At 73.4% G+C, this 13,994-nt stretch carries 13 protein-coding genes and 1 pseudogene; 8 read left to right on the top strand and 6 right to left on the bottom strand.

Annotation, left to right across the window (positions count from 1 at the left end):
- Positions 1-102: 102 nt before the first annotated feature.
- Positions 103-978 (bottom strand): terpene synthase family protein, encoded by an 876-nt coding sequence (locus ACLQ25_RS13345; protein ID WP_425731195.1) that lies wholly within the window; start codon positions 976-978, stop codon positions 103-105.
- Positions 979-1,179: 201 nt separating this feature from the next.
- Positions 1,180-1,809, bottom strand: a complete 630-nt coding sequence (locus tag ACLQ25_RS13340; protein WP_425731194.1) for a TIGR03085 family metal-binding protein — start codon at positions 1,807-1,809, stop codon at positions 1,180-1,182.
- Positions 1,810-1,979: 170 nt separating this feature from the next.
- Here ACLQ25_RS13340 and ACLQ25_RS13335 point away from each other — a divergent pair, with 170 nt between their 5' ends.
- From ACLQ25_RS13335 to ACLQ25_RS13325, 3 genes are all read left to right on the top strand, one after another.
- A complete protein-coding gene (locus tag ACLQ25_RS13335; RefSeq protein ID WP_425731193.1) occupies positions 1,980-3,863 on the top strand; it encodes an ABC transporter ATP-binding protein in 1,884 nt (627 codons plus the stop codon).
- A gap of 8 nt (positions 3,864-3,871) precedes the next feature.
- Positions 3,872-5,647: an ABC transporter ATP-binding protein gene (locus ACLQ25_RS13330; RefSeq protein ID WP_425731192.1), complete on the top strand. Its 1,776-nt coding sequence runs from the start codon at positions 3,872-3,874 to the stop codon at positions 5,645-5,647.
- A 94-nt stretch (positions 5,648-5,741) separates the two neighbouring features.
- Complete coding sequence (locus tag ACLQ25_RS13325; protein WP_425731191.1) at positions 5,742-6,491, top strand: DUF2470 domain-containing protein; 750 nt, start codon at positions 5,742-5,744, stop codon at positions 6,489-6,491.
- Between the two features lie 36 nt (positions 6,492-6,527).
- Here the strand turns inward: ACLQ25_RS13325 and ACLQ25_RS13320 are convergent, their stop codons facing one another.
- The 3 genes from ACLQ25_RS13320 to ACLQ25_RS13310 all read right to left on the bottom strand — a co-directional run bounded on the left by ACLQ25_RS13320 (position 6,528) and on the right by ACLQ25_RS13310 (position 8,700).
- Entirely contained in the window at positions 6,528-7,124 is a 597-nt protein-coding gene (locus ACLQ25_RS13320; RefSeq protein WP_357170748.1) for a TetR family transcriptional regulator, read from the bottom strand.
- Between the two features lie 83 nt (positions 7,125-7,207).
- The gene (locus ACLQ25_RS13315) at positions 7,208-7,963 is read right to left on the bottom strand and encodes an ABC transporter permease (protein ID WP_425731190.1); all 756 of its coding nucleotides are present in this window, start codon (positions 7,961-7,963) and stop codon (positions 7,208-7,210) included.
- Positions 7,960-8,700, bottom strand: a complete 741-nt coding sequence (locus tag ACLQ25_RS13310; RefSeq protein ID WP_357127070.1) for an ABC transporter ATP-binding protein — start codon at positions 8,698-8,700, stop codon at positions 7,960-7,962. The genes ACLQ25_RS13315 and ACLQ25_RS13310 overlap by 4 nt, the downstream gene beginning before the upstream one ends.
- Positions 8,701-8,880: 180 nt before the next feature.
- Between ACLQ25_RS13310 and ACLQ25_RS13305 the strand changes: the two are divergent.
- The 4 genes and pseudogenes from ACLQ25_RS13305 to ACLQ25_RS13290 all read left to right on the top strand — a co-directional run.
- A pseudogene (locus ACLQ25_RS13305) lies at positions 8,881-9,567 on the top strand (phosphoribosyl-AMP cyclohydrolase); the annotation flags it as partial.
- A 180-nt stretch (positions 9,568-9,747) separates the two neighbouring features.
- Positions 9,748-10,179, top strand: coding sequence for a phosphoribosyl-AMP cyclohydrolase (gene hisI / locus ACLQ25_RS13300; RefSeq protein WP_425731251.1), 432 nt, complete (start codon positions 9,748-9,750; stop codon positions 10,177-10,179).
- 46 nt (positions 10,180-10,225) lie between these two features.
- The gene (locus ACLQ25_RS13295; protein WP_425731189.1) at positions 10,226-11,779 is read left to right on the top strand and encodes an anthranilate synthase component I; all 1,554 of its coding nucleotides are present in this window, start codon (positions 10,226-10,228) and stop codon (positions 11,777-11,779) included.
- Positions 11,776-12,375, top strand: a complete 600-nt coding sequence (locus ACLQ25_RS13290; RefSeq protein WP_425731188.1) for a Trp biosynthesis-associated membrane protein — start codon at positions 11,776-11,778, stop codon at positions 12,373-12,375. Before ACLQ25_RS13295 ends, ACLQ25_RS13290 begins: the two co-directional genes overlap by 4 nt.
- On the opposite strand, the gene ACLQ25_RS13285 is transcribed toward ACLQ25_RS13290, so the two are convergent.
- Complete coding sequence (locus tag ACLQ25_RS13285) at positions 12,376-12,669, bottom strand: hypothetical protein (RefSeq protein WP_425731187.1); 294 nt, start codon at positions 12,667-12,669, stop codon at positions 12,376-12,378.
- Between the two features lie 486 nt (positions 12,670-13,155).
- Here ACLQ25_RS13285 and trpC point away from each other — a divergent pair, with 486 nt between their 5' ends.
- Positions 13,156-13,959 (top strand): indole-3-glycerol phosphate synthase TrpC, encoded by an 804-nt coding sequence (gene trpC / locus ACLQ25_RS13280; RefSeq protein ID WP_425731250.1) that lies wholly within the window; start codon positions 13,156-13,158, stop codon positions 13,957-13,959.
- Positions 13,960-13,994: the final 35 nt, after the last annotated feature.

Below are 13,994 nucleotides of genomic sequence, written 5' to 3'. Positions count from 1 at the left end.
TCGTCACGTCATAGTGGTTACCGAAGAGTATTGCCTGATACCGGGCATCGGCTAGTGCCGGTGATCGTCCGGCGACCCTGCCGCGCCGACCGGCGCCCTGAATCAGGCGTAGCGGGCAGCCACGACCGACCAGTCGTAGGTGGCCCGGACCCAGTTGCGCCGCGCGGCCAACGGCGAGTGCAATGCCGCGACACCGCTCGCCAGCAAGCCCTCCTCCGCCGCCTGGTACGCCGCCAACCCCCGGTTGAAGCGTTCCGCGGCGGCCCGTAACGCGCCCGCCTCGTCGAGGCCGCTCTCCTGGGCGATGACCGTCACCAGGTTGTGCGCGTCCGGGCCGGACCGGCTCTCCTTGCCGTACGAGAAGAGGTCGTTACACCAGCACACCAGGTCCACCGCCAGCAGGTCCAGGGCGGTCAGCGCCGGATCGGCCCGCCGCGCCGGCCCGGGTGGCTGCTCCGACGCGAGGTCGGTCAGGGTGAGACAGGGGTGTACGCCGCCGATGTGCCGACGCAGTTGGACGTACTCCGTGACCCCCGGCACCCGGCGGCGCTCCCGGTTGCTGGCCTCCCACAGGAGCGCCAGCAGATACTGGCGGACCTGACTGACGAACCGCAGCAGCATCGGCGCCCGGCCCTCGGCCCGGGTCCGGCGGCACAGGTCGTGCAGCGCGGTGCCCAGCGGGCCGGCCTCCGGCGGTGGTACGGCGCGCGGGTCGCCGGCGCGGTCCAGCACGTTGAGCAGGGCGGCGATGACCGGCGCCAGCCGGCTCGGATCGGCACCGAGGCCGTCCTCGTCGCAGGCGTCGTCCATGACGAACAGCCAGGAGATCAGGTCCGTGAGGAGTCGCAGTCCTCGTACCGGGCCGTCCGGGCAGGCTCGGCCCGCCAGGCCGGCGGCGTCCGCCCGTTGCAGTCGATGAATTTGACCGGAGTTGACCAATCCGAAAGCGCGCGCCCAATCGACGCTTTCGTTGGCCACCAGATCTGTGGACTTGTGGCGCCCCGCCGTGAAGGAGGGTTCCCGTAGCGCCGAGATTGCGAAACTTCGCATCGTGTGCCCCCACATCGTGCCGCCCCGGCGCGGAACGGCGCGCTGAAGCGTACGGGAGGAGGTATCGGTATGCATCGTTGGGACTGGGGCATTCGTCCGAGGTTGCGGTGACCGATTAAGCGCAGAAAGTCACATGCCCAGGCTGGCGTTACGCAGTTGCCGTACGGACGACGCCGGGCCGTCCAGCTGGACCCGGGCCACCCGCTGTCGTCCGGACAGGAACAGGGCCAACTCGGCCGGGGCGCCCACCAGGCGCAGTCGTTCGCCGCCACGGCCGACGGAGACCTCGCCGTACCCGGGCCCCTGCACGTAGAGGTCCGCCGGGAAGCGCCGCAGCGTCAGCCGGGCCATCGGTGCGGCCCGCTTCCACAGGGTGGCCTGCAGGCCACGCGGCAACTCACGCGGCTGCCATCCCCCGACAGCGCGCCGGACGTCCTCGTGGTGGATGAAGAACTCCATGGTGTTGACCAGCTCGTCGGTCAGCGGGTTGCTGACCGGGCTCCACACCGGTGGCCGGCGTACCTTCGCCACCAGCTCCGGGTAGGGCTCGGCGGCGAGCCGGCGGCGGACCCGTTCGGCGTACCCCCGCAGAGGCGGCAGCAGGATCCCGCCGGCCGCGTCCAGACGGCGCTCGCGCAGCACCAGGTGCGCGGCGAGGTCGCGCGTCGCCCAACCCTCGTTGATCGTCGGCGCGTCGGGCCCGAGGGCCAGGAGGAGATCGGCCAGCGTCTCGCGCTCGGCTCGGGCGTACCGCGACATGGGCCGATCGTAGGCCCGCACCCTGGCGGCCGCGCGGCGAGCGGGGCCGGGTCGTGCCGCTGGCGCGGGCGTGGGGTACGTGATGGTCGACATATCCCGTCCGGGTCGGCGGCGCAGGCCCGCACCGGTAAGGATGAGGTAGATAATTGTGGCTTACGGCAGGGGAGAGCGTGGCGAGCAGGACAAGCCGGGACGTGCTCGGCAGAGGGCTGGGGGTGCTGCGGCAGGCGATCCGCGAGCAGCCGCGGATCTTCACGGTCGCCGTGGTCGGCAGCGTGCTGTTCGGCTCGATGGTCATCGTGAGCGCGTACGTGGTGGGCGCGGTGGTCGGCGACGTGGTGGTGCCGGCGATCGCCCGGGGTGAGGTCGGCGTCGGCGCGCTGGTGCTGGCGGCGGTGGCCCTCTTCGGGATCAGCGTGCTGCGGGTCGTCGGCATCTTCGGCCGTCGGCTCGGCGCCGGTTACATGCAGTACCGGCTCCAGGCCGCCTACCGCCGCCGCGTTACCCGCCGCTACCTGGACCTGCCGCTGTCCTGGCACCACCGCAACGCCACCGGCACGCTGCTGTCCAACGCCAACTCCGACGTGGAGGCGGCCTGGTATCCGATCGCCCCGCTGCCCTTCGCGGTGGGCACGCTGGTGATGCTGGTCGGCGCGATCGTCTCGCTGTTCGCCACCGACTGGGCCCTGGCCCTGGTCGGCCTCGCGGTGTTCCCCGCGCTGTTCGCGCTCAACGTGGTCTACTCCCGCCGGATGGCACCCCGCCAGGCCCGCGCGCAGCGGTTGCGCGCCGAGGTCAGCGGCATCGCGCACGAGAGCTTCGACGGCGCGCTGGTGGTCAAGACCATGGGCCGCGAGGCGGAGGAGACCGCACGCTTCGCCGGCCGCGCCGGTGAGCTGCGCGACGCCCTCATCGCGGTCGGTCGGCTGCGGGGTGTCTTCGACCCGCTGCTGGAGACACTGCCCAGCCTCGGCACCCTGGCCGTCCTGGTGGTCGGGGCGTTCCGGCTGCGCCAGGGCGCGATCAGCGTCACCGAGCTGGTCAGCGTCGCCTTCCTCTTCACCGTGCTGGCCTTCCCGGTGCGGGCCATCGGCTGGGTGCTGGCCGAGCTGCCGCGCAGCGTCGCGGGCTGGGACCGGGTACGCCGGGTCCTCGACGCCACCGGCGAGATGCCGTACGGACAGCGCGTCCTCGACCCGGCCACCCCGGGCCCGGCCAGCCTCACCTTCACCGACGTGCACTTCTCCTATCCGCCCGCCGAGGCTCACCAGCCCGGCGCGCAGGTGCTCGGCGAGGTCGGCTTCACCGTTCCGGCCGGCCGCACGGTAGCCCTGGTCGGGCCGACCGGCGCGGGCAAGTCCACCATCGCCTCGTTGGCCGTACGCCTGGTCGACCCGGACTCGGGCACCGTCGCCCTGGACGACGTGGACACGCGTGACCTGACCGCCGCGTCGCTGGCCGGCACGGTCGCGCTCGTGGCGCAGGTGCCGTTCGTCTTCGACGACACCGTACGGGCCAACATCGCCCTGGACCGGCCGGGCATCGACGACGAGGTCGTGTGGGCGGCGCTGCGCCTGGCCGAGGCGGACGGTTTCGTCGCGGCGCTACCGGACGGGCTGGACACGATGGTCGGCGAGCGGGGCACCTCGCTCTCCGGCGGGCAGCGGCAGCGGCTGACGCTGGCCCGCGCCCTCGCCGGGCGGCCACGCCTGCTGGTGCTCGACGACGCGACGAGCGCCGTGGACCCGCGCGTGGAGGCGGCCATCCTCGCCGGCCTGCGCTCCTCGGCCGGCGAGCCGGGGGTCCCCGCCGCGTCGATCCTCGTCGTGGCGTACCGCCGGGCCACCATCGCGCTCGCCGACGAGGTCATCTACGTCGAGCAGGGGCGGGTGATCGCGCGGGGCACGCACACCGAGTTGCTGGCCACCGTGCCCGGGTACGTGGACCTGGTCACCGCCTACGAACAGGCGGAGGTCGACCGCGCGCAGGAGCGCGCGTACGACGACGAGGTGGCGCCGCTGCCGTCGGGCCTGGAGATCGAGGTGGACCATTGAGTACGACGGTGACGACCGAGCAGCGGGACGAGCGGCCGGAGACGACCTGGCGGACGTTGCGGCGGGGGCTGGCCCTCTCGCCCGAGCTGCGGACCGGGCTGGCCGCCACCCTGGCGCTGGCGCTGGTCTACATGGTGGGCCGGGTGGCCGTTCCGGTGGCGGTGCAGCAGGGCATCGACCGCGGCATCGTCGGCGGCCTGAACCTGGACGTTGTGTGGACGGTGGTGGCGGTCACGGCGGCGATCCTCGTGGTCACCACGGCCTGCGGCTATCTGATGATGCGCCGGCTGTTCACGGTCAGCGAGACCGCGTTGGCGAACGTGCGGACGCGGGCGTTCCGGCACGTGCACGACCTGTCGATGTTGCACCAGCAGTCGGAGCGCCGCGGCTCGCTGGTCTCGCGGGTGACCAGCGACGTCGACCAGATCACCCAGTTCCTCCAGTGGGGCGGGGTGATCCTGCTGGTCAACCTGGGTCAGCTCGTGGTGACAACGGCCGTCATGCTGGCGTACTCCTGGCAGTTGACCCTGGTGGTGCTGGTGGCGTTCCTGCCGGCGGTGCTCGTCATCCGGCAGTTGCAGCGCCGACTCGGCGCGGCGTACGCGACGGTGCGCCAGCGCACCGGCGCGCTGCTGGGCACGATCGGCGAGAGCGTCGTGGGCGCGCCGGTGATCCGGGCGTACGGCATCGCGGGGCGTACCGAGCGGCGGCTGGACGAGGCCATCGACGCGCAGCGCGAGGCGCAGCAGCGGGCCATCCGGATCAGCATCGTGGGCAGCTCGGTCGGTGAGTTGGCGGCCGGGTTGGCGCTGGCCGGCGTGGTGGTGCTCGGTGTGACGCTGGGCGTGGACGGCACGCTGTCGATCGGCCAGCTGACCGCGTTCCTCTTCCTGGTGACGCTGTTCATCCAGCCGGTGCAGATCGCCACCGAGGTGCTCAACGAGGCGCAGAACGCGATCGCGGGCTGGCGGCGTGTGCTGGACGTGCTGGACGTCGCCCCGGACGTGGCGGACCCCGGCGAGCAGGGCCGGGACCTGCCGAACGGTCCGTTGGACATCCGGTTCTCGGGCGTCCGGTTCGCCTATCCCGGCGGTCCGCCGGTGCTGCACGACATCGACCTGGAGATCCCGGCGAAGAGCCGGGTGGCGGTGGTCGGCGAGACGGGCAGCGGCAAGACGACCTTCGCGAAGCTGCTCACCCGACTGATGGATCCGTCCGCGGGGGCGGTGCTGCTGTCCGGGGTGCCGCTGGCGCAGGTGCGCTTCGACTCGCTGCGCGCGCGGGTGGTGATGGTGCCGCAGGACGGGTTCCTCTTCGATGCGACGGTGGGGGACAACGTGCGGTTCGCCCGGCCGGAGCTGACCGACGAGGAGCTGGGGGCCGCCTTCACGGAGTTGGGCCTGGCGGACTGGTTGGACGGTCTGCCCGCCGGCCTCGACACCCCGGTCGGGGAGCGTGGCGAGGCGCTGAGCGTGGGGGAGCGGCAGCTCGTCGCGCTGGCCCGGGCGTACGTGGCCGACCCCGATCTGCTGGTGCTGGACGAGGCGACCAGCGCGGTGGATCCGGCGACCGAGGTGCGCTTGCAGCGCACCCTGGACGCCGTGACGCGGGGGCGTACGACCCTCGCCATCGCGCACCGGCTCTCCACCGCCCAGGCCGCCGACGAGGTCATCGTGGTGGACCGGGGGCGCATCGTGCAGCGTGGCCCGCACGACGAGTTGGTGCGCGCCGCCGACTCGGTCTACGGGCTGCTGTACGCCTCCTGGCTGGAGCAGACCAGGTAACGGGTCGATGTCCATGGCATCGGCTGGTGGACGCGGTGGTGCTGGTGCTCTAAGCTCCGGTTAGGTAAGGCTAACCTTTGAAGGAGGTTGCGCCATGCGGCCCAGCCCCGCCGAGATCGTCCGTACCCTCGTCGCCGGTCGCCTGCCCGGCCTCGTCCACCTGGCCCGCCGCCCGGGTCCGCACCACGCCCGCCACGTGACCGACCCCGACGGCCGGGTGTTGCTGCTGGTGCCGGTGGCCAGCCACCTGGGCGCCGCGCTCCAGCCCGCCGCCGGGGGCGACGACGTCGCGGTGGTCCTGGACGTCCTCGACCTGCCGCCCGCGGCCGGCGCTCCCGGGCTCGGGCGGGCCTGGGTCTCCGGCTGGGCCGCCGAACTGCACGACGACGAGGCACGACGGGCCGCGGTGGACTTCGCGGCTGTCGAGCCGACCGGCGACCTGCTCGACGTCGGCGCCCGGTTCCGGCTGTTCCGCTTCGAGGTGGCCGAGGTCCGCTGGGAGCGGGCCGGCGTCGTGCACCGGATCGACCCGGCGGAGTACGCCGAGGCGGAGCCGGATCCGGTGCACCCCTTCGAGGCCCTGCTGCTCGCCGACTTCGCCCAGCGCGAGCCCGCCGCCGTCACCGACTACCTGCGCCGGCAGCTCGGGCTGACCGAAGAGGCCCCGGACGGCCCGCCGCGCGTGGTGCGTGTCGACCGCTACGGGCTGGTGGTCGCGCTCGGACGCCCCGGCGCACGACGGCGCGTCCGCCTGGCGTTCCCGTGCCCGCTCGCCGGCCCCGACGAGCTGGGCCGGCTGTTCCCGCCGTTGCGCCGCCCCGCCGACGTGCACCCGCCCCGCTGACCGCGCCGCACGTCTGCCGCTGACCGTGGGCCGGCCCTAGATCGGCAGGGACCCGGTGAGGTAACGCTGGACGCTGGGGCCGATGGTGGCGACCAGGAGCTCCGGATCGGCCGACGCGACCGGCTCCAGCCGTACCACGTGCCGGATCATGGCGAGGCCGATGAGCTGGGTGGCGACCAGCGAGCCTCGCAGCGGGACCTCGGCCGGGTCGACGTCGAGCTGGTCGAGCACCCGGCGCAGCACCTGCGTGGTCACGAACTCCCGCAGCAGCCGCGCGGTCCACTCGCTGCTGAGCACCGAGCGCACCAGCGCCACCCCGGCGCTACCGGCCGGTGAGTCCCAGATGCCGATGAAGGTCCGTACCAACCGCTCGCCGACGCCGTCCTGGTCACCCGCCAGCACCGCCGGCAGCAGCTCGGCGGGGTCCACGGGGAAGTTCATCGCGGCCCGGAAGAGCTGATCCTTCGTGCCGAAGTAGTGGTGCACCAGAGCCGGGTCCACCCCGGCGGTGGCGGCGATGGCGCGGATCGGGGCGGCGTCGAAACCCCGTTCGGCGAACGTCGCCCGCGCCGCGTCGAGGATCGCCTCCCGGGTGTCCGGGTTGCCGGGTCGCCGGCCGGTACGCCGCGTCATCGCCGCCCCTCGTTCGTCCGCTGACGCCGCCGGTCTCCCGGCGGCGGGTGGCGACCCGCCCCGCGCGGGTCGCCGCCGGTCGGTCAGCCGGTGCGCCGACGCAGGGTCGCCGCCGCGAGCACCAGCGCCAACACCACCGCGCCGAACACCACGCCCACGTCCCGCCACATGGTCGCGGTCGGCTCGGCGTGGGCGCCGACCTCCTGCAACGCCTCGATGGCGTACGTCAGGGGCAGGGCGTCACTGAGACCCTGGAGCCAGCCGGCCATCTCGGAACGGGCCACGAACAGCCCACACAGCAGGAGCTGCGGGATCACCACGACCGGGAGGAACTGTACTGCCTGGAACTCGGTGCGGGCGAAGGCGCTGCACAGCAGGCCGAGGGCGACTCCGAGCACCGCGTCGAGCACCGCGATCCCGATCACCAGACCGCTGCTGCCGAGAGTTCGCAGATCGAAGACCCAGTACGCCAGACCGGCCGCCAACGCGGCCTGCACGGCGGCGGCCAGCCCGAACGCGATGCCGTACCCGAAGAGCAGGTCGAGCTTGCCCAGCGGGGTGGTGAGCAGCCGCTCGAGGGTGCCGGACGTGCGTTCCCGCAGCATCGCGATGCTGGTCACGAGAAACATGATCACGAAGGGGAAGGTTCCCAGCATCACCAGCGCGACCCGGTCGAACACCGACGGCTGTCCCAGCGGTGTCGGCTTGTCGGCGTACATGTAGTAGACCAGCGTGAGCAGGACGGTCGGTACCACCACGAGCAGCGCGATCGTCCGCCGGTCGTGCCGGAGCTGGCGCAGGACGCGGCCGATGGTGGCCGCCAGGATCCGCACGTTCATGAGTTCTCCCGTCCGGCTGACGCCTTCGTCTCGCCGGCCCGGATCAGCCGCAGGAACGCCTCGTCGAGGTCGTCCACGCCGGCCGCGGCGCGGATCGCGTCCGGGCTGTCGTCGGCGATCAACCGGCCCTCGCGGATCAGCAGCAGCCGGTCGCAGCGGGCCGCCTCGTCCATCACGTGACTGGACACCAGCAGGGTGGTGCCGGCGGCGGCCATGGCGTGGAACCGGGCCCACAGGTCGGCCCGCAGCACCGGGTCCTGACCGACGGTCGGCTCGTCGAGGATGACCAGCTCCGGGTCGCCGACCAGGGCGCAGGCCAGGGAGGCCCGACTGCGCTGGCCGCCGGAGAGCGTGGCGACCAGCTGACCGGCCGCCTGGGCGAGCCCGACGGCGCTCACCGCCTCGTCCGCCTCGGCCCGACCACGCCCGTACAGGGCCGCGAAGTAGCGGGCGTTCTCCCGCACGGTCAGGTCGGCGTAGACGCTCGGCGCCTGGGTGAGGTAGCCCACCCGGTGCCGCAGCGCCGGGGCGCCCGCCGGCTGGCCCAGCACGGTCACCGTCCCCGAGGTGACCACCTGCACGCCGACCACGGCGCGCATGAACGTGGTCTTGCCGCTGCCGCTGGGCCCCAGCAGACCGGTGACGGCGCCCCGCGGAACGGCGCAGGTGATGCCGTCCAGCACCCGCCGCCCGCCTCGATCGACCACCAGGTCGTGGACGCCTATCGCGTCGTCCATCGCGCACCTCCAAGAAACTCATCGTCCGTTGAATTCCACGCTAGAGGGGAGTGCGCGGCCCGCCTGTCCTCTGGTGCCCGCCCTCGCGCCCAGCGTGACAACGGGCAGTAGGCTTCGGACCGGACAGCAGGTCCGGCAACGGGCATTGCGCGCCGATCGGACGTACGGCACGATGACGCCGTGGGTCACGCTCCGTTACCGCACAGCGGATTTCTCGAGGACTGGGCCGCGCGGTTGCGGGACGCCGCCGAACGACCGGTCGTCGGCATCCTGCTGCGCGGCAGTCACGCCCGGCGGGCGGCCACCGCGCACAGCGACGTCGACCTCGACGTGCTGGTCGGTGGCTCGCCGTACGCCGCCCGTCGCGCGTACCTGGCCGAAACCGCCGGCCGGGTCACCCACGTCTCGGTGGCGGCGCGGGACGTCCGCTCCTGGGTGCACCGGCTCGGCGAACCGGCCGACTGGGCATTCGGACTGCCGGTCACCGCGCCGGCCCGGTTGCTCTGGGCGGACCCGCACTGGCGGCCACGGATCGACCTGCCGGTGCTCTGCCAGCCCGCCGAGCCGCCCCGGCTGGAGGAACTGATCGCCCTGCTCGGCAAGGCCGCTGCCGCCCGCGCCGCCACCGACCGCGTCGGGCTCCGGCTAGCCGTGGCGGACCTGGCCCGGCTCTGCCCGTCGGTGCTGCGCCCGGCGAACCCGTCGGTGCGGGTGTCGTCCCGTCGCGCGGCGTTCGCGGCGGCCCTGGAGCTGCCGATCGCCCCGGTCGGCTACCGCGAGGACATGCTCCTCTGCCTCGGCCTGCGCCCGGGCGCCACCGGACAGCTCTGGGCCGCCGCCGTGCGGCTGGTCGCCGGCACCGTGGCGCTGATCCGCCCGTACGCCGGGGAGATCGCCGAATCCTCCGGCACCGACCTGGCCGAGGCCCTGGTCGACGGCCGCCTCGACCGTTACGTGGCCCAGCTCGCGCGGCCCGTGGTCGACCGGCCCAACCCTCGGCGGGAGCCGTCGCCGGTGCCCACGCCACGTGCGGGACAATGGGCAACTGTGCCCGTACCTGACGCGCCGGTGACCGGCGTCCCCAGCGAACCGAGCGGCCCGGTGACCTCGGCGCCGGTCCGTCCGTCCCGGCTCGATCCGGCCATCGCGGCCCAGCTGCGCCGCAACGCCGACGGCCTGGTCGCCGCCGTGGTACGCGCGCACGACTCCGGCGAGGTGCTGATGGTCGCCTGGATGGACGACGAGGCGTTGCACCGCACCCTCACTACCGGCCGGGCCACCTACTGGTCGCGCAGCCGGCGCGAATACTGGGTCAAGGGCGCCACCTCCGGGCACCACCAGTACGTGCGCTCGGTGGCCCTGGACTGTGACGGCGACGCCCTCCTGGTCAGCGTCGACCAGGTCGGCGCCGCCTGCCACACCGGGCACCGGACGTGCTTCTTCACCGAGCTGCCGGTCACCGCGCCGGACGCCCGGTGAGCACGGTTCGGCGGAGCCCCGCCGTGAACGAGAGGCGGGTCGGCGCATGACCGACGGCGCGGTGAGCCCCGACCTGGCCACCTTCACCGAGCTGGCCGCCGGCTGGCGTGTCGTACCGGTCACCCGACGGCTGCTGGCCGACGCCGAGACTCCGGTGGGGGTCTACCGCAAGCTCGCCGGCGGGCCCGGCACCTTCCTGCTCGAATCGGCCGAGCAGGGGGTCGGCTCGGCGGGCACGGCCTGGTCGCGGTACTCGTTCATCGGCGTACGGAGCAGCGCGACCCTCGTCGAGCGGGACGGCGTGGCGACCTGGCTCGGGCAGCCCCCGGCCGGGCTGCCCACCGACGCCGACCCGGTACGCGTGCTGCGGGACACCGTGGCGGCGCTCGCCGGGCCGCCGCCCGGCGCGGGCGACGGCCTGCCCCCGCTGACCGGGGGCATGGTCGGTTACCTCGGGTACGACCTCGTCCGCCGTTTCGAGCGCCTGCCCGAGCTGACCGAGTCCGACCTCGGCGTGCCGGAGCTGGGCATGATGCTCGCGACCGACCTGGTGGTGCTCGACCACTACGACGGCTCCGCGATCCTGGTCGCCAACGCGGTGCTGCCACCGCTGGACGCGGCGGACCGCGACGCGCACGTCACCGCTGCGTACCACCACGCGGTGGGCCGCCTCGACGCGATGACCACCGCGCTGTCCCGACCCATCCCGCCGATGATCTCGACGGTCGCGCGCCCACCGGCCGGCGAGGTCGTCTGTCGTACGCCCGAGGGGGGTTACGTCAAGGCCGTGGAGGCGGCCAAGGAGGCGATCCGGGCGGGCGAGTGCTTCCAGATCGTGCTGTCCCAGCGGTTCGAGCGGGCCACGCACGCCGACCCGCTGGACGTCTACCGGGTGCTGCGCACCAGCAACCCCAGCCCGTACATGTACCTGCTGCGCTTCGACGGGTTCGACATCGTCGGCTCGTCGCCGGAGGCGCACCTGAAGGTCACCGCCGGCGTGGACGGGCGGCGGCGGGCGCTGCTGCACCCGATCGCGGGCACGCGCCCGCGCGGCGGCACCCCGGCGGCCGACGCGGGCCTCGCCGCCGAACTGCTCGCCGATCCCAAGGAGCGCGCCGAGCACGTCATGCTGGTCGACCTGGGCCGCAACGACCTGGGCCGGGTCTGCGAGCCGGGCAGCGTCCAGGTACCCGAGTTCGCGACCATCGAGCGGTACAGCCACGTGATGCACATCGTCTCCACCGTGACCGGCACGCTGCGTGACGACCGCTCGGCGTTCGACGCGCTCGCCGCGACCTTCCCGGCCGGGACGCTCTCCGGCGCGCCCAAGGTGCGCGCCATGGAGATCATCGAGGAGTTGGAGCCGGTACGCCGTGGCGTCTACGGAGGCACGGTCGGCTACTTCGGCTTCGGCGGCGACCTGGACATGGCGATCGCCATCCGGACCGCGCTGATCCGTGACGGCCGCGCCTACGTGCAGGCCGGTGCCGGAGTGGTCGCCGACTCGGATCCGGCCGCCGAGGAGCAGGAGACCCGCGACAAGGCCGCCGCCGTGCTGGCCGCGATCGCCGCCGCCGAAACGCTCCGGGCTGCCCGATGACGGACCACGACCGGTCGGAGCCGGGGCGGCGGGCCGGGGCGGGCCGGCGCGAGCTGACGTACGCGATGCTGCTCTGTCTCGCCGGCGCGGGCCTGGCGCTGTGGATGGCGACCCGGGGCTGGTCGGTCGAACTGACCGCGCGGCCGGCGCCGCTGCCGCCGGTGCGCGAGGCCCGCAGCGGGGCCGCCCTGCTGCCGTGGCTGCCGGCGCTGGCCGTGGTGGCGTTGGCCGGTGGTGGCGCGGTGCTGGCCACCCGGGGTCGGGTACGGCGGCTGCTGGGTGTGCTGCTCGGCGCGCTGGGCCTGGCGGTGTCGGCCGGTGCTGGTTACGGACTGGTCGCCGACGTCGACGGTGTGGTGAGTCGGCAGTGGCCGGCGCTCTGCCTGGTCGGCGGTCTGCTCGTCGCCGTGGGTGGTGGGTGGACGGCGCTGCGGGGCGGCGGGTGGCCGGCGATGGGCGCCCGGTACGAGCGGCCGACGCGGACCGTCACGGAGAGTAAGCCGACGACGGCTGCCACCCCGGGCCCGATGGCCGGTCGGCGGACCACCGAGGCGTGGGACGCGTTGGACCGGGGCGAGGACCCCACGGCTGGCTGATCAGCCGACCGGCTGACGGTCCCGCTCCCGGACGACCGGCTGACGCTCCGGCTGCGGGCGGGCGGCGGCGCGGGTGGCGGTCAGTTCGGCCACCACGCGATCCAGCTCGGCGCGTCGGTCGGCGCGGGCCCGGTCGGCGCAGACCGCCTCCCAGGCGTTACCGCGTGCCGTGCGCATCCGGCCCTCGCCGACGACGGCCCGTTCCAGGGTGTGCACCACCCCGACGGCAAACGACGCCATGGTCCGGGAGATCGTGGTCAGTCCGATGCTGGGATTCGACTCGGCAGTATTCATGGCTCACTCCGCACGAGGAGTCGGCGACGGTCGGGCAGGCGCGACATCGAGTCTGCCCGAGGACGATGCTCACCGGCCGACGTTTCGTCCGGGTGACCGCCCCGTCAACTGTCCCGCCACGCCCGCGACCTGGGAGGGGCCGTTCGGCCTTGAGCTTGCTCACAACATCGACTTCTGTCGCTGTCGTCGGGCGGCGATCGGCGGTGGATGGCATGATCGATGGGTCGGCCCGGTTCGACCGGAGCCGTCAGGCTCTCGTCGTGTGACGGCGGTCGATACGGAGGTGGCGCTGCGTGACATCCCCTTCACGGCAAGTCGGCCATTATGCCGCAGGCCTTTTCGTGAGCAGCGCCATACCCCCGGCTCCCGGCCTCGGCGGGGTGCCCCTAGCATCGGCCCATGACACCCGGAGAGGGGAGTCCGTTGGTGACTGCTGAGCATGCGCACGCGGAGGGGGACGAGGCCGGTCAGGCAGCGTCCGTAAGCGTGCTCGACGAGATCCTGGCTGGCGTGCGCGAGGACGTCGCCCGTCGCCAGGAGCAGATTCCGTTGGAACGGATCCGTGAACTGGCCGCGGCGGCGCCGCCGCCGCTGGACGCGTACGCCGCGCTGCGCAAGCCCGGTGTGGCGGTCATCGCGGAGGTCAAGCGCTCCTCGCCGTCCAAGGGCCGGCTGGCCGAGATCGCCGATCCGGCCGACCTCGCCGTCGACTACGCGGCGGGTGGGGCGCGGGCCATCAGCGTGCTGACCGAGGGGCGCTGGTTCGGCGGTTCGCTGGACGACCTCGCCGCCGTTCGGGCCGCGGTCACCGTGCCGGTGCTGCGCAAGGACTTCGTGGTCTCCAGCTACCAGGTGCACGAGGCGCGCGCGCACGGCGCCGACCTGGTGCTGCTGATCGTGGCCGCCCTCGAGCAGAACGTGCTGATGGGTCTGCTGGAGCGGATCGAGTCGCTGGGCATGACCGCGCTCGTCGAGGTCCACGACGAGGAGGAGGCCGACCGGGCTCTGGAGGCCGGCGCGCAGGTGATCGGGGTCAACGCCCGTGACCTGCGTACCCTTCAGGTGGACCGCTCGGTGTTCGAGCGGATCGCGCCGGGCCTGCCGAGCAGCGTGGTCAAGATCGCCGAATCCGGCGTCCGGGGGCCGCACGACCTGATCCGGTACGCCTCCGCCGGCGCCGACGCGGTCCTGGTCGGCGAAGGACTGGTCACCCAGAAGAGCCCACGCGAGGCGGTGGCCGAGTTGGTCAACGCCGGTAACCACCCGGCGACGCCCCGGCCGGTGCGCTGACCGCGCCGGGGTGACGCCCCACCGAGAGGATTGTC

The organism is Micromonospora sp. DT44, from assembly GCF_049841635.1.
Lineage (GTDB): Bacteria > Actinomycetota > Actinomycetes > Mycobacteriales > Micromonosporaceae > Micromonospora.
This window is presented reverse-complemented; position numbering and strand designations above follow the sequence as displayed.

Bases quoted from the DNA above. Each gene is read 5' to 3' on its own strand.
- ACLQ25_RS13295 (WP_425731189.1), top strand. From the start codon at position 10,226: ATGACCGACGGCGCGGTGAGCCCCGACCTGGCCACCTTCACCGAGCTG.
- ACLQ25_RS13325 (WP_425731191.1), top strand. From the start codon at position 5,742: ATGCGGCCCAGCCCCGCCGAGATCGTCCGTACCCTCGTCGCCGGTCGC.
- ACLQ25_RS13340 (WP_425731194.1), bottom strand. From the start codon at position 1,809: ATGTCGCGGTACGCCCGAGCCGAGCGCGAGACGCTGGCCGATCTCCTC.
- ACLQ25_RS13285 (WP_425731187.1), bottom strand. From the start codon at position 12,669: ATGAATACTGCCGAGTCGAATCCCAGCATCGGACTGACCACGATCTCC.
- ACLQ25_RS13315 (WP_425731190.1), bottom strand. From the start codon at position 7,963: ATGAACGTGCGGATCCTGGCGGCCACCATCGGCCGCGTCCTGCGCCAG.
- ACLQ25_RS13310 (WP_357127070.1), bottom strand. From the start codon at position 8,700: ATGGACGACGCGATAGGCGTCCACGACCTGGTGGTCGATCGAGGCGGG.
- ACLQ25_RS13320 (WP_357170748.1), bottom strand. From the start codon at position 7,124: ATGACGCGGCGTACCGGCCGGCGACCCGGCAACCCGGACACCCGGGAG.
- ACLQ25_RS13290 (WP_425731188.1), top strand. From the start codon at position 11,776: ATGACGGACCACGACCGGTCGGAGCCGGGGCGGCGGGCCGGGGCGGGC.